Annotated in this window: 21 protein-coding genes; 9 read left to right on the forward strand and 12 right to left on the reverse strand. The window is 64.7% G+C overall.

The window, feature by feature from the left end; translation table 11 throughout:
• The first annotated feature begins 165 nt into the window (after positions 1–165).
• The 4 genes from JQ603_RS04560 to fabA all read left to right on the forward strand — a co-directional run bounded on the left by JQ603_RS04560 (position 166) and on the right by fabA (position 4,916).
• Positions 166–1,158, forward strand: coding sequence for a helix-turn-helix transcriptional regulator (locus tag JQ603_RS04560; RefSeq protein WP_212336867.1), 993 nt, complete (start codon positions 166–168; stop codon positions 1,156–1,158).
• A 285-nt stretch (positions 1,159–1,443) separates the two neighbouring features.
• Positions 1,444–2,952 (forward strand): DEAD/DEAH box helicase, encoded by a 1,509-nt coding sequence (locus JQ603_RS04565; RefSeq protein ID WP_212336868.1) that lies wholly within the window; start codon positions 1,444–1,446, stop codon positions 2,950–2,952.
• 163 nt (positions 2,953–3,115) lie between these two features.
• Entirely contained in the window at positions 3,116–4,183 is a 1,068-nt protein-coding gene (locus JQ603_RS04570) for a GGDEF domain-containing protein (RefSeq protein ID WP_212336870.1), read from the forward strand.
• Between the two features lie 202 nt (positions 4,184–4,385).
• Positions 4,386–4,916: a bifunctional 3-hydroxydecanoyl-ACP dehydratase/trans-2-decenoyl-ACP isomerase gene (fabA, locus tag JQ603_RS04575; RefSeq protein WP_212336872.1), complete on the forward strand. Its 531-nt coding sequence runs from the start codon at positions 4,386–4,388 to the stop codon at positions 4,914–4,916.
• Between the two features lie 131 nt (positions 4,917–5,047).
• On the opposite strand, the gene JQ603_RS04580 is transcribed toward fabA, so the two are convergent.
• The 9 genes from JQ603_RS04580 to JQ603_RS04620 form a co-directional block, all read right to left on the reverse strand.
• Positions 5,048–5,485 (reverse strand): TfoX/Sxy family protein, encoded by a 438-nt coding sequence (locus JQ603_RS04580; RefSeq protein WP_212336875.1) that lies wholly within the window; start codon positions 5,483–5,485, stop codon positions 5,048–5,050.
• Between the two features lie 160 nt (positions 5,486–5,645).
• Complete coding sequence (locus JQ603_RS04585; RefSeq protein ID WP_026311794.1) at positions 5,646–6,044, reverse strand: HesB/IscA family protein; 399 nt, start codon at positions 6,042–6,044, stop codon at positions 5,646–5,648.
• Positions 6,045–6,093: 49 nt separating this feature from the next.
• Complete coding sequence (locus tag JQ603_RS04590; protein ID WP_018641712.1) at positions 6,094–6,465, reverse strand: SUF system Fe-S cluster assembly protein; 372 nt, start codon at positions 6,463–6,465, stop codon at positions 6,094–6,096.
• Entirely contained in the window at positions 6,462–7,709 is a 1,248-nt protein-coding gene (locus tag JQ603_RS04595) for a cysteine desulfurase (RefSeq protein WP_212336877.1), read from the reverse strand. The genes JQ603_RS04590 and JQ603_RS04595 overlap by 4 nt, the downstream gene beginning before the upstream one ends.
• Complete coding sequence (gene sufD / locus JQ603_RS04600) at positions 7,706–9,028, reverse strand: Fe-S cluster assembly protein SufD (protein ID WP_212336879.1); 1,323 nt, start codon at positions 9,026–9,028, stop codon at positions 7,706–7,708. Before sufD ends, JQ603_RS04595 begins: the two co-directional genes overlap by 4 nt.
• Before the next feature lie 11 nt (positions 9,029–9,039).
• Entirely contained in the window at positions 9,040–9,792 is a 753-nt protein-coding gene (gene sufC, locus JQ603_RS04605; RefSeq protein WP_018641709.1) for a Fe-S cluster assembly ATPase SufC, read from the reverse strand.
• A 61-nt stretch (positions 9,793–9,853) separates the two neighbouring features.
• Positions 9,854–11,350: a Fe-S cluster assembly protein SufB gene (sufB, locus tag JQ603_RS04610; protein WP_212336880.1), complete on the reverse strand. Its 1,497-nt coding sequence runs from the start codon at positions 11,348–11,350 to the stop codon at positions 9,854–9,856.
• 114 nt (positions 11,351–11,464) lie between these two features.
• The gene (locus tag JQ603_RS04615) at positions 11,465–12,604 is read right to left on the reverse strand and encodes a cysteine desulfurase family protein (protein WP_212336881.1); all 1,140 of its coding nucleotides are present in this window, start codon (positions 12,602–12,604) and stop codon (positions 11,465–11,467) included.
• A 51-nt stretch (positions 12,605–12,655) separates the two neighbouring features.
• A complete protein-coding gene (locus JQ603_RS04620) occupies positions 12,656–13,867 on the reverse strand; it encodes an acyltransferase family protein (protein ID WP_212336882.1) in 1,212 nt (403 codons plus the stop codon).
• Positions 13,868–13,911: 44 nt separating this feature from the next.
• Between JQ603_RS04620 and JQ603_RS04625 the strand changes: the two genes are divergently transcribed.
• Positions 13,912–14,865, forward strand: a complete 954-nt coding sequence (locus JQ603_RS04625) for a LytTR family DNA-binding domain-containing protein (protein ID WP_212336883.1) — start codon at positions 13,912–13,914, stop codon at positions 14,863–14,865.
• A 332-nt stretch (positions 14,866–15,197) separates the two neighbouring features.
• Positions 15,198–15,845, forward strand: a complete 648-nt coding sequence (locus JQ603_RS04630) for an alpha/beta hydrolase (RefSeq protein WP_008143006.1) — start codon at positions 15,198–15,200, stop codon at positions 15,843–15,845.
• On the opposite strand, the gene JQ603_RS04635 is transcribed toward JQ603_RS04630, so the two are convergent.
• The 3 genes from JQ603_RS04635 to JQ603_RS04645 form a co-directional block, all read right to left on the reverse strand.
• Positions 15,842–16,165, reverse strand: a complete 324-nt coding sequence (locus tag JQ603_RS04635) for a DMT family transporter (protein ID WP_212336884.1) — start codon at positions 16,163–16,165, stop codon at positions 15,842–15,844. The genes JQ603_RS04630 and JQ603_RS04635 overlap by 4 nt on opposite strands.
• A gap of 9 nt (positions 16,166–16,174) precedes the next feature.
• Positions 16,175–16,852 carry a glutathione S-transferase family protein gene (locus tag JQ603_RS04640; RefSeq protein ID WP_212336885.1) on the reverse strand — a complete coding sequence of 226 codons (678 nt, stop codon included), beginning with the start codon at positions 16,850–16,852 and terminating at the stop codon, positions 16,175–16,177.
• Positions 16,853–16,948: 96 nt separating this feature from the next.
• Complete coding sequence (locus tag JQ603_RS04645) at positions 16,949–18,052, reverse strand: anhydro-N-acetylmuramic acid kinase (RefSeq protein WP_212336886.1); 1,104 nt, start codon at positions 18,050–18,052, stop codon at positions 16,949–16,951.
• Positions 18,053–18,217: 165 nt separating this feature from the next.
• On the opposite strand from JQ603_RS04645, the gene tyrS reads away from it, so the two are divergent.
• The 3 genes from tyrS to JQ603_RS04660 all read left to right on the forward strand — a co-directional run bounded on the left by tyrS (position 18,218) and on the right by JQ603_RS04660 (position 21,451).
• On the forward strand, positions 18,218–19,471 hold the full coding sequence (tyrS, locus tag JQ603_RS04650; RefSeq protein WP_212336887.1) for a tyrosine--tRNA ligase: 1,254 nt from the start codon (positions 18,218–18,220) through the stop codon (positions 19,469–19,471).
• A gap of 56 nt (positions 19,472–19,527) precedes the next feature.
• Positions 19,528–20,787, forward strand: a complete 1,260-nt coding sequence (locus tag JQ603_RS04655; protein ID WP_212336888.1) for an MFS transporter — start codon at positions 19,528–19,530, stop codon at positions 20,785–20,787.
• A 220-nt stretch (positions 20,788–21,007) separates the two neighbouring features.
• Positions 21,008–21,451 carry a DoxX family protein gene (locus JQ603_RS04660; protein ID WP_212336889.1) on the forward strand — a complete coding sequence of 148 codons (444 nt, stop codon included), beginning with the start codon at positions 21,008–21,010 and terminating at the stop codon, positions 21,449–21,451.
• The last annotated feature ends 335 nt before the right edge of the window (positions 21,452–21,786 follow it).

Genomic DNA, 21,786 nt, shown 5'->3' on the forward strand with positions numbered 1-21,786 from the left:
GGCCTCGTTGATCGGAACCCCAGCCGTTGCTGTGATAGTCGGCCCAGCCGCAGCGACGGTTCAACAGCCGCGTCTTCGGTTCCATCGTATGGCCTATGGCAGATTCCATCGGAATCTGCTTTTTCTTAGTTTTCCCGGGCAATCGTACCGGACGCGAGGGGTGCCGTGTATCGCTGGTGTACCGACGAGGTCGAGCCGCATGACCGCTTCGATTATTGGCGCGAAGTCCGGTCCAAGGGCCTGTTCGGCGTCACCGCCGAGCTCGCGCGCGAGCGACGCGCGGACTTCTACGGCGAATTCTCGCTGCGCCAGCTCGGCGGCGCCGGCCTCGTCGAGCTGAAGGCCTCGCACTACACGGTCGAGCGCAGCACCTCCGACATCGCCCACGCGCCCAGCGACAGCATCTGCGTCTACCAGCAGCTCGGCAGCGGCGGCTGGTTCGGCGGCATGCGCGGCAGCGATTTTTCGATCGCCAATGGCAGCTTCGCCACCAGCCATACCGACCTGCCCTATCGTACCGTCCCGCTCGGGGACGGCGGCTTCCACCTGCGGATCCTGAAGATCCCCGTCAGCAGCATCCCGGCGCAGGACAAGCGCATGCGCGATCTGTCGGCCCGGACGTTCAACGATCCCGGCCTGACGCCCCTGCTTGGGGCGTGCTTTGCCGACCTCGAAGAGGCTGCCGCAGCTGACCACGGGGCCCACGGCGCCCAGGCCTCCCAAGCCTCCTTGGTTCAAGCCCTGGCGCATCTGGCACTGATCGAGCGCGGCATCGTGCGGCCGGGCAGCCGGCTCGGACAGGCTGCCCTGCGGACAGCCCGCCTGTCGCAGGCGCGGCGCCTGATCGCGCGCCACCTGCAAAACCCCGATCTCGCTCCGGCAATGGTGGCCGATCTGCTCGGCGTGTCCCTGCGGCACCTGCACATGCTGTTCGAGGCCGCCGAGAAGAGCTTTTCGCAGACCGTGACCGACGAGCGGCTCAAGCAGAGCCGCCGCCTGATGCGCGAGGCCCCGGACCGGCTGATCGCCGACATCGCGACCGCCTGCGGCTTCGAGAGTCTGGCGACCTATTACCGGGTCTTCAACGCCGCCTACGGCATGGCCCCCGGAGACTTCCGGGCCCAGGGTTCCCAGGGGCCTTCGCCCGCCCCCCGGTGACCGCCCACCCGGCTTAGGGGCGAGGCGGAAAATCCCAGCCGGGCCCGAGATTTGGTAAAAAGCTAAGGGTTTTTAGGGCCTTCCCGCGCCTGCTCCATTGACTTTGGCCAATTCCCGCCTATGTTCCGGGTCGACGCGGCTCAGATCGAAGAGCGATTCCTGGGCCTTGCGCTTTGTTCGCGTGAGTCAGCACCCCCAGCTTCTTTGAGAGCGCGCCGTTTCGGGGTGGAACGCGACCAGCCTTATTACCCTCGATTCCGAACGGCGGTTTCGACCAGAGGCTCAATGTCCTTTTCAAATCTCGGACTGTCCGAAAAAGTCCTCGCCGCAGTGGCGGCCACCGGTTACACCAACCCCACCCCCATTCAGGAACAGGCGATTCCCCACGTCCTCGCACGCAAGGACGTGCTCGGCATCGCCCAGACCGGCACCGGCAAGACCGCGGCCTTCGTGCTGCCGATGCTCACCATCCTCGAAAAGGGCAGAGCCCGGGCGCGCATGCCGCGCACGCTGATCCTGGAGCCGACCCGCGAGCTCGCGGCGCAGGTGAAGGAAAACTTCGACCGCTACGGCGCCGGCCAGAAACTCAACGTCGCCCTCCTGATCGGCGGCGTCTCCTTCGGCGACCAGGATGCCAAGCTGATGCGCGGCGTCGACGTGCTGATCGCCACCCCGGGCCGCCTGCTCGACCATACCGAGCGCGGCGGCCTGCTGCTCACCGGCGTCGAGCTGCTCGTCATCGACGAAGCCGACCGCATGCTGGACATGGGTTTCATCCCCGACATCGAGCGCATCTGCAAGCTCGTCCCCTTCACCCGGCAGACCCTGTTCTTCACCGCGACCATGCCGCCGGAAATCCGGCGCATCACCGAAGCCTTCCTGCACAATCCGCAGAAGGTCGAGGTCTCCCGCCCCGCCACCACCGCCGTGACCGTGACGCAGGCCCAGGTGCCCGCCGGACGCGAGGCGCACGAAAAGCGCGAATTGCTGCGCCGCCTGCTGCGCGAGGCCAAGGATCTCAAGAACGCGATCATCTTCTGCAATCGCAAGCGCGAGGTCGCGATCGTTCACAAATCGCTTCAGAAGCACGGCTTCAGCGTCGGTGCCCTCCACGGCGACATGGACCAGCCGGCCCGCATGGCCGCGCTCGACCAGTTCCGCAAGGGCGAGCTGCCGCTCCTCGTCGCCTCCGACGTCGCGGCCCGCGGCCTCGACATTCCCGAGGTCAGCCACGTCTTCAATTTCGACGTCCCCCATCACGCCGACGACTACGTCCACCGCATCGGCCGCACCGGCCGAGCCGGCCGCACCGGTACCGCGATCTCGATCGTGACGCCGCTCGACCAGAAGTCGATGGCCGCGATCGAGAAGCTGATCGGCCAGAGCATTCCGCGCGCCGAAGGCGACTACGAAGTCCACGCCGAAGCCGGCGATGCGGCCGAGCGTCCGCGCGAGCAGCGCGGCCGTGAGCGGTCGCGCGGCGGACGCGGCAAGCCGCAACGCGGCGAGCGGCGCGGTCACGACCGTGAGCGCAGCCACGAGCCGCGCGAAGCGCGTGGCGAGGCACGGCCCGCCGCCGAGGCGAGGCCTGCACGCGAGGCAAGGCCTCCGCGCGAACCCAGGCAATCATCCGAGCCGCGCCATGGCGCGCGGGCCCAAGCCAACAATTCACATGTGCCGTCGATCGGCCGTCCCGAGCCGCGCCGCCAGCGTGAGGTCGACACCGAGCCGGGCGATCACTCGCACCTGCCGGCGTTCCTGTTGCGGCCGGTTCGTTCCCCCGCCGGCGCCTGAAGCGCGACGCGCTTCAGGCCGGTTGAGACAGACTGCCGCACAATTTTTCAGACGCATTCGTGAACGTATATTTACGGGGCGTTCACGATCGTCCGTTAGCCTACGAACATAATTTAAGCATTACTGCGGTCGAGGGCGCACCGACCGCTGTGGGGTATGTTCCGTGGTCAAGGTTCTCGACGAACACGAACGCACGATGGCGTTCGCCGAAGTGGCACTCGGTCAGATCCGCTCGCTCCGCCAAACCGCAATCCCCCGCAATTACGAGATCTGGTACGTCTACGCCACCGGCTACAACGCACCGCTCAACAAGATCGTCAACGAGACGCTGGCCCGCCACGGCAAGCTGACCGAAGCCGATCTCGAGCAGATCTACGAGACCTATCTCTCCCACATCAAGACCACCGACCGCATCGACAAGGTCGGCGCGCGCGTCATCGGCGAGATCGACGACGTGATGCGGGTGCTCAGCGACGCGCTCGGGATGGCCGGCTCCTACGATGCCAGCCTGTCGGGCGCGTCCGAGAAACTCTCGTCGGCCAAGAGCCGCGAGCAGATCAAGGCGATCGTCGAGTCGCTGATGCGCTCGACCAACGAGATGCGCGAGACCAACAAGGCGCTGGAAGATCGCCTCACACTGTCCAAGACCGAGATCAGCAATCTCCAGCAGAGCCTCGAGGCGATCCGCGCCGAGAGCCTGACCGACCCGCTCACGGGCCTCGGCAACCGCAAATATTTCGATCGCATGATCGGCATGGCCGTGCAGAACGCGCTCGCCTCGGGCGAGCCGCTGTCGCTGCTGCTGTTCGACATCGACCACTTCAAGTCGTTCAACGATTCCTACGGCCATCTCACCGGCGACCAGGTGCTGCGGCTCGTCGGTCTGTCGCTGAAGCAGACCATCAAGGGCCAGGACATCACCGCGCGCTACGGCGGCGAGGAGTTCGCGGTGGTGCTGCCCAACACCGCGCTGCGCCAGGCCCTCACCGTCGCCGATCACATCCGCCGCGCGGTGATGGCGAAGGAGTTGAAGAAGAAGTCGACCGGCGAGATTCTCGGGCGCGTCACCATCTCGGTCGGCGTCTCCATGCTCAAGCAGGGCGACGACACCGACGCGCTGATCGAGCGTGCGGACGCCTGCCTCTACGCCGCCAAGCGCAACGGCCGCAACCGCGTGATCTGCGAAGCCGATCCGGAATTCGCGGTCGAGAGCCACAGCCGGGTGGCGTAGGCTTTCATCAACTGCCGTAGGGTGGGCAAAGGCGCATAGCGCCGTGCCCACCAGCAATGCTTCCGACGGCTCCATGTCCGTTGGTGGGCACGCTTCGCTTTGCCCACCCTACGGCACCGTCGCTTGACTTCTTCGGTGGCAAACAACATTTGACGCGACAACAGTGGCCGCCTGCACCCGAGCCCGCAAAGGACTTGTCGTCGTGCCCAATCCCCATGATTTTCACACGCCGCAACCGTCCTACAGCAAGGACGACCTGCTGAGGTCGAGCGAAGGCGGCTATTTCGGCCCCGGCAATGCGCAATTGCCGGCACCGCCGATGCTGATGATGGACCGCATCACCGAGATCAGCCTCGACGGCGGGGAGTTCGGCAAAGGCCATATCGTCGGCGAACTCGATGTCGCGCCCGGCCACTGGTTCTTCGATTGCCATTATCTCGGCGACGCGATGATGCCGCCCTCTCTGGGGCTCGACGCCATGTGGCAGATGATCGGCTATTGGCTCGGCTGGTCAGGCTCGCCGGGCAAGGGCCGCGCCATCGGCGTCGGCGACGTGGAGTGCACGGGCGAAATCACACCAAACGCAAAACGCGTGCGCTACGAGGTCGCCATGCGCATGGTCCGGCGCGGCAAGCTGGTGCTCGGGATCGCCGACGGCCGCGTGCTTGCGGACGGCGTCTGCGTCTTCACCGCCAAGGACATGAGGGTCGGCCTGACAAAGGCCGCGGACTAGTTCTCAGGTCCCGTAGGGTGGGCAAAGGCGCATCGCGCCGTGCCCACGACTTCTCGCGATGACAATCCTAATCGTGGGCACGCTTCCGCCTTCGCTCTGCGAGCTCCGGCGGACGAGCCGCTTTGCCCACCCTACCGCACCGTCTTCTTGGCTGCCTTGTGGGCCGACCGCTTCTTCGCTGCGGCTTTCTTTGGCGCGACCTTCTTCGCAGGCTTCTTCGCCGCAGCCTTCTTCGCCTTCGGCCGCTTCGTCACCGTGGCGCGCTGCGCGGCGGCCAGCGCCGCCCTCGCCCATTGTGCCAGCTCGGCAGAATCGTCGAACAGGCGCGCGGGCAGTTCCCAGTAGGAGTTGACCACCACGGTCTTGGCGCGGGTCGAATACTGGAACGGCTTTGAGCCTTCGGCCTCGAAGTCCGGGATGGTCACCTCGTCGGCGCGCAAGAACAGGCCGGCACGTAGAGACAGAGCAAAGTTGGTGCCGTCGGCGGAGATGCCGTAGCCGGAGAACATCTTTCGGATGGTGACGGGGCCGAAATCGGCGAACAGGTCGATCAGGAATTCGCGGTCCATGGGCACGCTCTCTCGTGCCCCGGACGCAGCGCAGCGTGCAACGGTGCGCTGCTGAGCCGGGGCCCAGCCTTTGCACCGATGACTATAGCGTGGGTCCCGGCTCTGCGCAGCAGCGCAAGGGCGCTGCAGCGCGTCCGGGACACGAGGTATTGGGAAGAAACTACCCGTCGATCTTGGCCGGCCGCAGCTCGACCGACTCGCCGCAGCCGCAGGCGGAGACCTGGTTGGGATTGTTGAAGACGAACTGGGCCTGCATCTTGTCGGCCTTGTAGTCCATCTCGGTGCCGAGCAGGAACAGCACGGCCTTGGGATCGACCAGGATCTTGACGCCCTTGTCCTCGACGACCTCGTCGGTCGGGCGGATCTCGTGGGCGTATTCGACCGTGTAGGACTGACCGGCGCAGCCGCCGTTCTTCACGCCGACGCGCAAGCCCACGATCTCCGAGTCCGCACGTTGGGTCAGCTCGGTGATGCGCTGGGCGGCGGCATCCGTCAGCCGCATCACCTGCGGGCGCGGCCGCCGGGGTTTTGGTGAGGATGCTGGTGTTGCCTGGGTCATGTTATCTATGTGGTCCGTTCCAGAACGAATTCAATGCGCGTTGAGACCGTCACCACATGTTGAGCACGAGGCGGGCCTCGTCGCTCATGCGCTCGGGCGACCACGGCGGTTCCCAGACCACCTTGACGTCGACCACGCCGACGCCGGGGACGCTGGCGACCGCGTTCTCGACCATGGTCGGCAGCTCGCCGGCGGCCGGACAGTTCGGCGTCGTCAGCGTCATCTGGACATCGACGGAGCGGTCGTCCTTGATCTCGACCTTGTAGATCAGGCCAAGCTCGTAGATGTCGGCGGGGATTTCCGGGTCGAACACGGTCTTGAGTCCGGCGATGATCTCGCGGGTCAGCCGCTCGGTCTCCTCCGGCGGCAACGCCGAATGGGTCTCCATCGGATTGGCTTTGATTTCGGCCGTGTCACTCATGCGAACAAATCCCGCGCCTTCAGCAGCGCCTGTGCCAGATGATCGACTTCTTCCCGCGTATTATACATGCCGAACGAAGCCCGGCACGTCGCGGTCACGTTGAACCGCTCTAAAAGCGGCATCACGCAATGCGTGCCGGCGCGCACCGCGATGCCCTGGCGGTCGATCACGGTGGCGACGTCGTGGGCATGGGCGCCCTTGAGCTCGAAGGAGATCACCGGGCCCTTGCCGCGCGCCGTGCCGATCAGCCGCAGCGAGTTGATCTCGCGCAAGCGATCCTGGGCATAGGTGGTGAGATCGTGCTCGTGCGCTGCGATGCGCTCCTTGCCGATCGAATTGACGTAGTCGATCGCGGCACCAAGGCCGACCGCCTCGACGATCGCGGGCGTGCCCGCCTCGAATTTGTGCGGGGGATCGCCATAGGTGACGACCTCGCGCGAGACCTCGCGGATCATCTCGCCGCCGCCGTTGAAGGGGCGCATCGCGACGAGGTGGTCGTACTTGGCCCAGAGCACGCCGATGCCGGTCGGACCATAAACCTTGTGGCCGGTGAAGACGTAGAAGTCGCAGCCGATGTCCTGGACGTCGACTGGCAGATGCACCGCGCCCTGGCTGCCGTCGACCAGCACGGGGATGCCGCGGGCATGGGCGATTTTGACGACGTCCTTGACCGGCACGATGGTGCCGAGCGCGTTCGACATCTGCGTGATCGCGACCAGCTTGGTCTTCGATGTCAGCAGCTTCTCGAATTCGTCGATGAGAAAATTGCCCTCGTCGTCGACCGGCGCCCACTTGATCACCGCACCCTGGCGCTCCCTGAGGAAATGCCACGGCACGATGTTGGAGTGGTGCTCCATGATCGAGATGACGATCTCGTCGCCGTCCTTGATATTCGGCCCGCCCCAGGACGAGGCCACCAGATTGATCGCCTCGGTCGCGTTGCGGGTGAAGATCACTTCCTCGGTGCGCGAAGCGTTGATGAACTGCGCCACCTTGGTGCGGCCGCCTTCATAGGCCTCGGTCGCAGCGTTCGCGAGGTAATGCAGGCCGCGGTGTACGTTGGCGTATTCGGACTGATAAGCCTGCGTCATGCGCTCGAGCACGGCGCTCGGCTTCTGCGCCGAGGCTGCGTTGTCGAGATAGACCAGCTTCTTGCCGTAGACCTGCATGGCGAGCGCCGGAAAGTCCTGGCGCACGCGCGCAACGTCATAGGCGCCGTTCTTGACTGCCGGATGCGTGCTCATGACCGACGCTCCAGCCAGCGCTCGGCGATGCCGATCACGTGCTCGCGCAAACCGTCATCGGCGATCTGCTCGATCGCCTCGCCCACGAAGGCCTGGATCAGCAGCGCCTGGGCCTGCTTCTCCGGCAGGCCGCGCGCCTTCAGATAGAACAAGAGGCTGTCGTCCAGCGCGCCGGCGGTGGCGCCGTGGCCGCAGGAGACGTCGTCGGCAAAGATTTCCAGCTCGGGCTTGTTGTCGGCCTCGGCCTCGTCCGAGAGCAGCAGCGCACGCGTCATCATCTTGCCGTCGGTCTTCTGCGCGTCGGGGCGGACGATGATGCGGCCCTGGAACACCGAACGGGCGCGATCGTCGATCACGGCGCGGAAGACCTCGCGGCTGACGCAGTTCGGCACGGCGTGGTCGACGACCAGCGTGGTGTCGCCATGCTCGGTCTTCTGCAGCAGGTTGACGCCGTTGGCCAAGAGCTCGCTGCCCTCGCCCGAGAGCATAATGAAGCCTTGCAGGCGACTGACCGCCGCACCGGTCGTCATGTTGAAGAAGTTGAGCTTCACATTGGCGCCGACGGTGACGAATTGCGACGAGACGTTCACCGCGTCGGGCGCATCGTCCATCAGGCGGATATGCGCGATATCGGCGTCGTCACCGACCCAGAGGACCACCGCGTCGTTGACCTGATAGCCGCCGGCCTTTCCGGCTGCGACGAAGCTCTCTACGACAGTGGCACGCACCCCTTTGCCAATCCGCAGATGCGAGCGGGTGAAGGCGGACGCACCAGCCGCGGTCGCAACATGGATGACCTGGATCGGCGCGGACAAATGGGTGCCGTCAGCCACCGAGACCACGACGCCGTCGGTCGCCATGGCCGCATTGAGCGAGATGACCGCATCGGTCGACGCAGTCTGGAGGAGATCGCCAGCGGCGGGATTGGCCTCGTTCGCCAGGACCTCGCGCAGCGTCTTGACGCTGACCTCGGACGCGAGCGCCTTCAGGTCAGACAGATCGGCCACGAACACGCCGTCGACCAGCACCAGCTTGCGGGCGCCCGCGATCGCATGCGCCTTCACGGTCTCCGCGGCGCGCTTCAGCGCGGCCGCATCGGGGCTGGCTGCCAGCGGCAACACCTCGCCGACCAGCGCGCGCAGATCGGTGTATTTCCATTCCTCGATCCGGCGGTGCGGCAGGCCGAGACGCTCATAGGTCTCGAACGCCTCGCGGCGCACTGCTGCCACGGCCGGCGAACCCGGCAGGCGGCCTTCAGCGCTGGCGAAGAGATCGCTCACCGCGCGGCCGTTCCCGGTCTTTGCCACTGCAACGTTCATCGCAAAATTCCTTACGCGGCATCCTCGAACTGGGCGTAGCCGGACGCTTCCAGCTCCAGCGCCAGATCCTTGCCGCCGCTCTTCACGACGCGGCCCTTCGACATCACGTGCACAAAATCAGGCACGATGTAGTTCAGCAGCCGCTGATAGTGGGTGATGACGACCATCGCGCGCCCCGGCGAGCGCAGCGCGTTGACGCCGTCGGCTGCAATGCGCAGCGCGTCGATGTCGAGGCCGGAATCCATCTCGTCGAGGATGCACAGGCTGGGCTCGAACAGCGCCATCTGCAGCACCTCGTTGCGCTTCTTCTCGCCGCCGGAGAAGCCGACATTGACGCCGCGCTTGAGCATGTCCTGCGGGATGTTCAGCGACTTCGAGACTTCGCGGACCTTCTTCAGGAAGTCCGGCGTCGAATATTCGCTCTCGCCGCGCGCCTTGCGCTGCGCGTTCAGCGCGGTGCGCAGGAAGGTCATGGTGGCGACGCCGGGAATCTCGACCGGATACTGGAACGCAAGGAACACGCCCTTGGCGGCGCGCTCGTCCGGGTCCATCTCCAGGAGGTCCTCACCCTTGAACAGGATCTGGCCATCGGTGACCTCATAGCCGGGCTTGCCGGCGATGACGTGCGAGAGCGTCGACTTGCCGGAGCCGTTCGGCCCCATGATCGCGTGCACCTCGCCCTCGTTTACGGTCAGCGTCAGCCCGTGGAGGATCTCACGCTCCTCGACACGAACCTTCAGGTCTTTCACTTCAAGCAAAGCCATCTTGGTATCCAGTCTATTCAATTGATGTTGGAGCGCCGGAGCGCGCCGCGAGGGCCAGCGATCAGCCGACCGACCCTTCAAGCGAGATCGAGATCAGCTTCTGCGCTTCCACCGCGAATTCCATCGGCAGTTGCTGCAGCACGTCCTTGACGAAGCCGTTGACGACGAGGCCGACAGCTTCTTCCTGGCTGAGGCCGCGCTGGATGCAGTAGAACAGCACGTCCTCGGAGATCTTCGAGGTCGTCGCCTCGTGCTCGAACGTCGCGGACGAGTTCTTGGCCTCGATGTACGGCACGGTGTGCGCGCCGCATTTGTCGCCGATCAGCAGCGAGTCACAGGCGGTGAAATTGCGCGCGCCGGTGGCTTTCCGGTGCGCGGTGACGAGACCGCGATAGGTGTTCTGTGACTTGCCGGCGGCGATGCCCTTGGAGATGATGCGGCTCGACGTGTTCTTGCCGAGATGGATCATCTTGGTGCCGCTATCGACCTGCTGGAAGCCGTTCGAGATCGCGATCGAGTAGAACTCGCCGCGCGAGTTGTCGCCGCGGAGAATGCAGCTCGGATATTTCCAGGTGATCGCTGAACCGGTCTCGACCTGGGTCCAGGAGATCTTGGAGTTGGCGCCGCGGCAGTCGCCACGCTTGGTAACGAAATTGTAGATGCCGCCCTTGCCTTCCGAATTGCCCGGGTACCAGTTCTGCACCGTCGAATATTTGATCTCGGCGTCATCGAGTGCAACGAGCTCGACCACGGCGGCGTGCAGCTGATTCTCGTCGCGCTGCGGCGCGGTGCAGCCTTCGAGATAGGAGACGTAGGAGCCCTTGTCGGCGATGATCAGCGTACGCTCGAACTGGCCGGTGTTGCGCTCGTTGATGCGGAAATAGGTCGACAGCTCCATCGGACAGCGCACGCCCGGCGGCACGTAGACGAACGAGCCGTCGGAGAACACCGCCGAGTTCAGCGTCGCATAGAAATTGTCCGAGGTCGGAACCACCGAGCCCAGATACTTCTGCACCAGCTCAGGGTGCTCGCGGATCGCCTCCGAGATCGGCATGAAGATCACGCCGGCCTTCTTCAGCTCGGCCTTGAACGTGGTCGCAACCGAGACCGAATCGAAGACGGCATCGACCGCGATCTTGCGGCGCGCCGGATCTTCCTCGCCCGGCTTCGGCTCGACGCCTTCGAGCATGGCGACTTCCCGCAAGGGGATGCCGAGCTTCTCGTAGGTCTTCAGGATCTCCGGATCGATCTCATCGAGCGAGGTGACCGACTTTTTCGGCTTCGGCGCCGCGTAGTAATAGAGATCCTGGAAGTCGATCTTGGGATAGTCGACGCGGGCCCAGGTCGGCTCGGTCATGGTCAGCCAACGGCGATACGCCTCGAGCCGCCACTGGAGCATCCAGGCGGGTTCGTTCTTTTTCTGCGAGATGAATTTTACGATCTCTTCCGACAGCCCCTTGGGGGCCTTCTCGGAGTCGATCAGGGTCTCAAACCCATAACGATACTGGTCGACGTCGATGCGCTTCACGCGCTCGACCGTCTCTTGTACGGCTGGCATTCCATCCTCCGCTCGCGGTTTCAAGGACCGCGGTGGATCAAACTCGGACGAGTATTACGATGTTTCTGGGCGGAAAGCACGTGCTTAGAACCGTTCAAGCAGTGTTTCGTCACCTTATCCCTTAAGTAGGGTATTACCGAGCTTTCGCCAAGCCTCTAACGCCCTATTGATATCCTCGGGTTCCGTGGACCAGCCCAGACTGAGGCGCACTGCTCCCTGCGCCGTCGCGGGGTCGTACCCCATGGCCGACAGCACGTGGGACGGCTGGACCTTGCCCGAGGAGCAGGCCGAGCCGGAGGACACCGCGACCCCTTCGAGGTCGAAGCCGATCACGGCGGTCTCGGCCTTGAGACCGGTCGCGGTGAACAAAGTGGTATTCGGCAACCGCGCCACGTCGCCCGAGAAAACCGTCGCCCCGGCGATCGCCCCGATGCCGTTTTCCAAGCGATCTCTGAGGGTTGCCATCCGCTCCGCATCCTCCGGCAGAGCCTGAAGCGCGGCCTTCACGGCAGCGCCGAAGCCGGCGATACCCGCGACATTCTCGGTTCCGGCGCGGCGGCTGAACTCCTGCCCGCCCCCTCGCAGCAACGGCTCCAGTCCCGCAATCCCCTCCGCCACGACCAGCGCGCCGACGCCCTTGGGGCCGCCGATCTTGTGCGCAGAAAAGGTCGCAAGGTCCGCGCCTACCTGGTTAATATTAAACGTGATTTTGCCGAGCGCCTGGATCGCATCGACGTGCAGGAGCCCGCCCGCCTCGTGAACGATCCGTGCCGCCTCGGCGACCGGCTGGAGCGCGCCGGTCTCATTGTTGGCCGCCATGATCGAGACCAGCGCAGGCGGTCCGTTCATGAGCTGCGACTTCAGATGGTCGAGGTCGACCACGCCGGCGCGCGTAACCTGAATCTGGCCAATCCTGTCCGCGGGGAACCGGCCGCCTGACAGCACCGAGGCGTGCTCAACGGCAGAGACCAGCAGCCGCTCGACGGGACGACCGGCCGGTCCCCGCAGTCCGGGCGACAGCGCCAGCGCATTGGCCTCGGTTCCAGCGGAGGTGAAGACGACATTGCGCGGCACCCCACCGACCGCAGCCGCGAGCGCGGCGCGGGCGTCCTCGACCAGCCGCCGCGCCTCCCGCCCTTCAGCATGCACCGAGGATGGATTGCCGACGAGATCATACGCCGCGATCATCGCAGCCCGCGCCTCGGGGCGCAGCGGCGTGGTCGCATTCCAATCGAGATAAACGCGGCTCGGCATGGCGCCCTCTTAGCACCTTTTGCCTTCGCGCCAATCGGCCCCCGGCGCGCATCAGGCCGGTTGCCGCTGCGCGATCCTGCCCGACGATCGGGCCTCCATCCGCAGCCCGAACAGCGGCCGCAGCCATGCGATCCGCCGCGCGACCTCGTAGGTGACGATACAAGTGAGCGCGGTGCCCGATATCACCAGGGCGGCCTCGCTTCCGGCCGACAGGCCGCTGCCCCGCAGCGCGTGCGCGATCACAATGATCGCGGTCTGATGCACGATGTAATAGGGAAAGATCGCATCGGTGAGATAGCGGCGCACGGGACCGTCTGCCGTCATCAAATGGCGCCGCGCAAAGCCGAGCACAGCGGCCATCGCGGCCCATTGGTAACAGCCATAGACCAAGCCAGCGAACCATCTCAGCATCGGCGACCGCGGAAACAAGCCGGCATAAACGAGGATGAAGGCGGCAAAGCAAGCGACCGCCATTGCCAGCGCCACCCAGCGCTGACGCTCGATATCGCGCCAGACACTTTCCTGGCGCGCAAGCAGGAAGCCGATCAGGAACGCGGTCGCATAGTCCGCATGGTTGTACCAATCGCCGAACAGCGCATGCGTCGACGGAAAGGTCGGGAACAGAAACAGCCGCCAGGCTGCGAACAGCAGACACGGCAGCACCAGCAGCCGCGGTCCGGCGAGCACGCGCCCGAGCCTCTCACCAACCCAGTCTGCGCCAGCCGGCCACAACGCCAGCACGCCAGCCAAGGCCATTGTGTAAACCCAGAGATAGACCACGAACCAAAGGTGGTTCCAGGTCGGCTGCACGATGCAGGGAGCTGGGCAGAACTGCGCGCTGAACGCCAGGTAGTGCTGGACGTAGAAATCGGCAAAACCTTGGAGATAAGAACTTTGGGGGTAGCCGAGGCTCTCGACGATCTGGAGATAGGACTGCGGCGGCACGATCACGAGCATGCTGAAGGCCAGCGGGATCAAGAGCCGCGCCGATCGAGCGCGGGCGAAGGCCGCGAGCTGGTACTTTCCCAGCATGAAGCGGCTGGCGACGCCGGAGACCAGGAACAGCAGTGACAGCCGCCAGGGATTGAGGAGCAGCATCACCGGCTCGAGCCAGACCAGCCGATGCACGCTCTTGATGTGAAATCCCCAGGACACGTAGAGCATGCCGACATGGTAGAAGATCAGGAGCCCGAAGGCTAAAATCCGCACCCAATCCAGATCGATGCGTCGTTCCTGGGCTGCAAATTGCTGCGGTGTTGACATGGTTCTCTGCTCCCTGACGGCACGACAAACCCGGTTTTCGGGCCATGGCTGAGAGCCAAAATGCTCCTGATACGGAGCGCGTCGAGACGGCTTGGGATCAGGACCGGGCGCGCGGGGACGAGGCGTCGGCCGCTGGGACGAGCGGTTGGCGCGGCGTGATCAGTCGTGGCGACTGGACGATGTTCGGAGCGATCGCGGCGGTTGCGCTCGCCATTGGCATCGTCAATGCGCTCTCCGGCGCGCAGGACGCCGCCTGGCGCGGCGACCGCTCCGATGTCGGCCGGCGGCTGTTCTGGGAACTGTCGAGCATCATCGTCATCCTGCTGCTGGTGCCAATCCTGATTTTGGCCGTCCGGCGCATGCGGCAGACACCAAGCCTGGTAGCGCGTGCTGGAATCGGGGCGATCGCCCTGCTCGGCTTCTCCGCCATCCACATCGCCGGCATGGTGTGGATCCGGAAACTGGCGCTCTGGCTCGCGGGAAGTGCCTACGACTTCCATTTCTCGCTCGCGACGGTCCTGTACGAGTTCCGCAAGGATGCCGTGACCGCTTTCCTGCTTGGCGCCACGCTATGGCTGATCGAAAGCCGGCGCGAGTTCAGGAAGGCCGCACTCGCGGCCACATCCATGCAGGGCGCTCCGCCGGAGCAACCCTCCCCCGATCTGATCTGGCTTCGGGACGGTACAAGCCGCATTCGCGTCGCCCCTCGCGACATCCTGTGGGTCGCCTCTGCCGGCAACTACATCGAATACAGCCTCGCCGACGGAACGCAGCACCTGATCCGCGGCACGCTTGCGGCGACCGAAAGCGATCTGGCCCGCTTCGCCATCGTGCGCGTTCACCGAACCAGGCTTGCCAATCTGGGCCGGGTGAGCGGTGTGGAGTTCAAGCCGTCAGGAGACTTCGAGCTCACATTCGACAACGGGCAGACGCTTGGCGGCAGCCGCCGCTACCGCCCCTCGGTCGCCGCGCTCGGAGGCCGCACCGCCCCTGCGTGAATCATTCCCGCGCCATCAACCGATAAAACGTCGTTGTTTCAATTGGTTACGGCACAGCATACGCGCCAGGCAGCGGCGAGCGAGCCGGCACGTGACACCGGAATGACCCGCTAAGGTCTTGAGCACATTGAGAGATGTCGAAGATGCTTGCTTTTTGCCCCTCGGCCCATGTTAGAACGCGGCCGTCAAGTCACCGCGCGCCGTTTGCGCATCACCGCGAGGCGCACGCCTTCTCACCCTTCATTCGCGCTTTCGTCGGCATCCGCCGATGAAGCCACAATCGGTTGATTGCCGAGGATCCTCGCTCCAGCACATCAATCAAGAGACCATCGATGCCTGAAGTCATTTTCGCCGGCCCCGCCGGCCGTCTCGAAGGCCGCTATCACCCGGCCAAGCAGAAAAACGCGCCGATCGCGATGATCCTGCATCCGCATCCGCAGTTCCACGGCACGATGAACCATCAGATCGTGTACCAGTGCTACTACGCCTTCGCCCATCGCGGCTTCTCGGTGCTGCGCTTCAATTTCCGCGGCGTCGGTCGCAGCCAGGGCTCGTTCGACCACGGCACCGGTGAATTGTCGGATGCGGCGGCCGCGCTCGACTGGGCGCAGACCATCAATCCCGAAGCGCGCGCCTGCTGGGTCGCCGGCTTCTCCTTCGGCGCCTGGATCGGCATGCAGCTCCTGATGCGCCGTCCCGAGGTCGAGGGTTTTATTTCGATCGCGCCGCCGGCCAACCTCTACGACTTCTCGTTCCTCGCGCCCTGCCCGTCCTCTGGGCTCATCGTGCATGGCGAGAAGGACGCGGTGGTGCCGCCAAAGGACGTCAACACGCTGGTCGAGAAGCTGAAGACGCAGAAGGGCATCGTGATCGACCAGCAGGTCATCCCCGGCGCCAACCACTTCTTCGACGCCAAGCTCGAGCCGCTGATGGAAACCATCACGGCGTATCTGGACATGCGCTTGGCGAACGTGCGCTAAGCCAGCTTCAGTGCGACGATTCCCATCAAGACGAGCGCGATGCCGGCAAGCTTCATCGCGCTCAAGGTCTCGCCGAACAGCACGACGCCCATGACGAAGGTGCCGGCAGCTCCAATGCCGGTCCACACCGAATAGGCGACGCCGACCTCGAGCTCCTTCAGCGCCCGCCCGAGCAGGAAGACGAAGGCGGCGAGCAACACCAGCGAGACGATGCTCCAGCCTACGCGCGTGTAGCCCTCAGCGTATTTCATCGAGATCGCCCAGCCGACATCGAGCGCGCCGGCGACCACCAGCATCAGCCAGGCCAAGGATTGCGACATGACGTACGCTCAGGCCGCGAGCTTGAGCAGATGCGCGTCGTGGCGAACGAGGAAGGCGCGCAGCAATTGCGGATAGTCCGCGCCGACCGCGGTGCTCACGCTCGGGCGTATCGCGAGCGCTGTCCGCCACGCCCGCACCTTCGGCACATCGCGGAAGATGCCGTGCTCGGTCAGCTCGTCGAACAGGTCGAAATAGCGGAAGATCGGCGCGAACACGGCATCGACCAGGCTGAACACCTCGCCTGCAAAATAAGGCCCCGCGCCAAGCGCCGCTTCGACACGCGCAAATTTCGCCGCAAGCGCCTGGCGCTTGCTGTCGAACGTCGCCGGATCGGTCGTCGTCTCCAGTCCCCAGAGATCGCCGAGGATCGCCGAGCCAAACTCCATCCAGGCGCGGTGCTCGGCGCGCTTTAGGGCGTCCGCCGGATGCAGCTTCGCACCGGCTTGCGTCTCCTCGATGTACTCGCAGATCACGTTGCTCTCGAACAGCGCGACGTCGCCCTGCTCCGTCGTCACCACCAGCACCGGCACCTTGCCGAGCGGCGACAGCTTGAGAAACCAGTCGGGTTTGTTGGCGAGATCGATGTCGACCCGCTCGAACGGCACGCCCTTCTCTTTCAGCGCGATCACGGCACGCTGTACGTAAGGACAAAGCTTGTGGCTGATCAGTTTCAGTGAAGCGGTCATGGCGGCGATCCCGGCGGTTCGATGCAACTGCATCCAATATAGATGCATCTGCATTCACCCGTCAAGATCCATGCACCTGCATCAACCCGCCTCGCCTCAAGGCCGCGCGATCACCCCGCCGGTCATCGGCATCGGTACGCCCGTGGTCGCCGGATAGGACAGCGGCAGGCCTTTCAGGCCACGCGCGGCGAGGAAGCCGAAGGCCTGCGCCTCGATGGCATCGGAGGCCCAGCCGAGGGTCTCGGCGGCCTCGACCGTGGCCGAGCCCACGCGGTCCCTAAGCATGCGCAGCATGGTGAGGTTGCGGGCGCCGCCGCCGCAGATGATCCAGCTCCGGGGCCGGCGCGGCAGCAGCGGAATGACCCGGGCGATCGCAGCAGCGGTGAAGGCCGTGAGTGTGGCCGCGCCGTCGGCCGGCGCCACGTCGCCGAGCTTGAGCGCGGTAAAGTCATTGCGGTCGAGCGATTTCGGCGGCGGGCTCGCGAAGAACGGCAATTCCAGCGCACGAGCGATCCAGCCTTCATCCGCCTTGCCCAGCGCTGCAAACTTGCCCTCCGCGTCGAAGGCCTGGTTCATGGTGCGGTACATGAAGTCGTCGAGCAGCGCGTTGCCCGGCCCGGTGTCGCAGGCGATCAGCGTGTCGTTGCCGTCGATATAGGTGATGTTGGAGACGCCGCCGATATTGACCACGACGATCGGACCCTCGCGCTCCAGCGAATTGGCCAGCGCCCGGTGGTAGACGGGTACGAGCGGCGCGCCCTGCCCGCCGGCCTCGACGTCAGCGGCGCGGAAGTCGTGCATGACAGGAATATGAATCACCCTGGCGAGCGCCGGCGCATCGCCGATCTGTACCGTCAGCCGCTTCTCGGGGCGATGCAGCACGGTCTGGCCATGGAAACCGACGATGTCGATGTCCTCCGGCCTCATCCGGTTCTGGGCAACGAAGGCGGCGACCGCCTCGGCATGGGCCAGCGTCACCGCGCGCTCGGCCTCGGCCAGAACGCCGGGCCGGGCATCGCGCTGCGACAGGTGTACCGCCTCGGAGAGTGCCAGGCGCAGCAGGTTACGCTCGGCCGGGCTATAGGGTCGGTAGCCGGACGGCCCGAACGCCTTCACCTGCTTCCCGTCGGTTTCGATCAGCGCGACGTCCACCCCGTCCAGCGAGGTGCCGCTCATCAAACCGAGTGCCGTCAACATCATGGATCAGCGTCCTCAACAGCCCCCCTCCGGCATGCCGATCTTGTGCCAGAGGGACACATCTTATAATGCCACAGCGCCAAGTGGCGGGCAGCAACCGAGTTCCCACTAAAGACCCTTAAATTGCTCCCAAAACAGTAAACCAAGAATTGTCAGGCACGCCGACAGATGACTGCATTTAAATCGGATTTCCTCAACACCCTGCAGGAACGTGGATTCATCCATCAATGCTCCGATTTCGAGGGGCTGGATGCGCTCGCCGCCAAGGGCGAGGCGACCGCCTATGTCGGCTACGATTGCACCGCCCGCTCGCTGCACATCGGCAATTACCTGACCATGATGATGCTGCACTGGCTGCAGCAGTCCGGCAACAAGCCGATCACGCTGATGGGCGGCGGCACCACCATGGTCGGCGATCCCTCCGGCAAGGACGAGACGCGCGCGATGCGCACCGTCGCCGAGATCGAGGCCAACAAGGAATCGATCCGCGGCGTGTTCGCGAAGGTGCTGCGCTATGGCGAAGGCAAGAGCGACGCCATCATGCTCGACAATGCAGAGTGGCTGACCAAGCTGAACTGGATCGAGATGCTGCGCGACGTCGGCCGGCACTTCTCGGTCAACCGCATGCTGACCATGGACTCCGTGCGCCTGCGTCTCGAGCGCGAGCAGGAGATGAGCTTCATCGAGTTCAACTACATGGTCTGCCAGGCCTACGACTTCGTCGAGCTCGCCAAGCGTACCGGCTGCAAGTTGCAGATGGGCGGCTCCGACCAGTGGGGCAACATCATCATGGGCGTCGATCTCGGTCGCCGCATGGGCACCCATCAGCTGTTCGCGCTGACGACGCCGCTGCTGACGACGGCGTCGGGCGCCAAGATGGGCAAGACCGCGCAAGGCGCGGTCTGGCTCAACGCCGACCAGTTCTCGCCTTATGATTTCTGGCAGTACTGGCGCAACACCGAGGATGCCGACGTCGGCAAGTTCCTGAAACTGTTCACGACGCTGCCGATCGCTGAGATCAAGAAGCTCGAGGCGCTCGGCGGCTCCGAGATCAACGAGGCCAAGAAGGTGCTCGCGACCGAGGCGACCGCGCTGCTGCACGGCCGCGACGCAGCAAACGAAGCAGCCGAAACCGCGCGCCGCACTTTCGAGGAAGGCGCGCTCGCAGAGAGTCTCCCGACCGTGGAAATTCCGCGCGGCGAACTCGACGCAGGGCTCGGCGTGCTCAACGCCTTCGTCAAGGCGGGCCTGGTTGCCTCCAATGGCGAAGCGAGGCGCCAGATCAAGGGCGGCGGCCTTCGCGTCAACGATGCGCCCGTCACCGACGAGAAGATGGCGCTGTCAGTGGCCAATCTGACGCCGGAAGGCGTGGTCAAGCTGTCCTTCGGCAAGAAGAAGCACGTCCTGATCAAGCCTGCATAGGCGTATGAGCTTTTGATGCTTGTCAGGGCGCGTCGATGCGCGCTCCCTGACGGGCAATGGACCAGAACACGCCCAGGGAGACGAACAAGGACGGCCTTGCGGCGACACCGCAAGGCGCCGTGCGCATCGCGCTCACCGTGCTTGCGCTCTGCTTCACGCTGGCCGTGCTGGGCCGCGGGCTCGGCGACAGCTTCACGGTGTTCCTGAAGCCGATCTCGGAAAGCTTTGGCTGGGACCGCGCGCAGATCGTCTCGGTCTATTCGCTCACCTGGCTCGCGAGCGGCCTCACCGCCCCCTTCGTCGGACGCCTGTTCGATCATTCCGGACCGCGCATCGTCTATGCACTCGGCCTGCTGCTGCTCGGCGCCGCCTTCCTGATCGCCGCGCACGCGCAGCATCTGTGGCAATTCCAGCTCTCGATCGGCCTCTGCGTCGGCATCGGCATCGCCTTCATCGGCATCGTGCCGAACTCGATCCTGCTCGGCCGCTGGTTCGGGCCGCGCCTGCCGACCGCGATGTCGGTGGTGTATTCGGCGATGGGCGGCGGCGTGCTGGCGCTGCTGCCGGCCTCGCAACTGCTGATCGATCACATCGGCTGGCGCGACACCTACCAACTGTTCGGCTTCGCCGCATTGGGCCTGCTGGTACCGCTCCTGCTCTTGCCGTGGCGGCTGTTCGCCGCGGGCTCGCCGCATGTCGTGAAGAGGACCGATCCTGATTTCGTCGACAACGGCTGGACGCTTCTCGGCGCGATGCGTCACCACGCCTTCTGGGCGCTGTTCTCGACCTTCTTCTTCACCGCCGTCGGCATGTATGCGATCGCAGCCCAGATCGTGGCCTATCTGATCGATGCCGGCTTTCCGCCGCTCCAGGCCGCGACCGCCTGGGGCTTCTCCGGCGTCGTGCTGGTGTTCGGGATGCTCGGCGTCTCCGCGCTCGATGGGCTGATCGGACGGCGGCCGTCCGTGCTGCTGAGCTACGCCATCTCGATCCTCGGTATCGTCCTGCTCTGGCTGCTGCAATATTCGCCGAACATTCTGTTGCTCACCGGCTTCGTCGTCTGCTTCGGCAGCATGATGGGCTCGCGCGGCCCGCTGATCAGCGCGACCGCGATGCGGATCTTCCAGGGCAAGCGCGTCGGCACCATCTACGGCACGATCTCGATCGGCAGTGGGCTCGGCTCGGCATTCGGCTCCTGGAGCGGCGGCCTGATCCACGACGCGACCCACGGCTACAACGCACTGCTCGCCTTCGCACTTGCGAGCGTCGTCCTCGGAATGATTCCATTCCTGATTGTGCCCGCCTTGCGCCGATAGGTATCTCAGGGGTAACCTGATCGCATTCGCGCCACCGGAAAATTACGGACGGGACTGGTGCGAATACGCGCAAAAAATACGGGCTGCACGCGGCTGAAACCCCAGCCTGCGGTGTTATGTCCGACATGACAAAAATGTCAGCGCGGAATTTATCCTGGGTGGCTTGCGAGGAGGAACCGAATGCGGTCCAAGTCGCTAGATTGGATGGAGGGCAAAACCAATGGACTTTTCTTTTCTCTCTCGCTTTCAACCGGTTCTTCTGAGCCTGTTTCGCTTCATCACCGGCCTCTTGCTGTTCCAGTACGGCATCGCAAAGCTGTTCAAGTTCCCGCCTGTGCCGATGTTCGCAAAAGTCGAACTGATGTCACTCTACGGCGCGGCCGGGACGATCGAGCTGGTGGTTGGCGGGCTGTTGATGATCGGCCTGTTCTCGCGCCTCGCCGCTTTCATCCTCTCGGGTGAAATGGCCTTCGCCTACTTCATGGGTCACATGTTCAAGGGCGATGCGCCGGTGTTCCTGCCGCTGCTCAATGGCGGCACCGCAGCGATCCTGTTCTGCTTCGCCTGCCTCTACCTGTCGGCCGCCGGCGGCGGTCCGATCAGCGTCGATGCCGCGATGGGCAAGGAGAGCGGCGCAGCCGGCGGCGCGTTCGCCCGGCGCTGAGGCGCCCCCCGGATCACTTCGCAAGCAACGCGGCACCGGCGGATTCGCCGGTGCCGCATCAACGCGCCCCCAGCACGTTCCAGATCAGAACGAGGGCCGCGACCAGCAGCGCGGACATGATGATGCGATGAACGAATCGATTCATTGCCGGTCCTGCCCTGCTCCGTAGCTACCAGAATCCAACATCGATTTTCCCGGACAGTCCGCATCGGCAGACGCCGAAACGCGGCGATTTGCCTGCAGAATTGTGCATCGGGCTGCGAAAGGTGTTGCGCGCGGCAGCGCGCCGCACGCGTCCATTCATGATTGGTAAGAACTTCATGCTACCGACGCGA

Source organism: Bradyrhizobium liaoningense (assembly GCF_018130825.1).
Lineage (GTDB): Bacteria > Pseudomonadota > Alphaproteobacteria > Rhizobiales > Xanthobacteraceae > Bradyrhizobium > Bradyrhizobium liaoningense_B.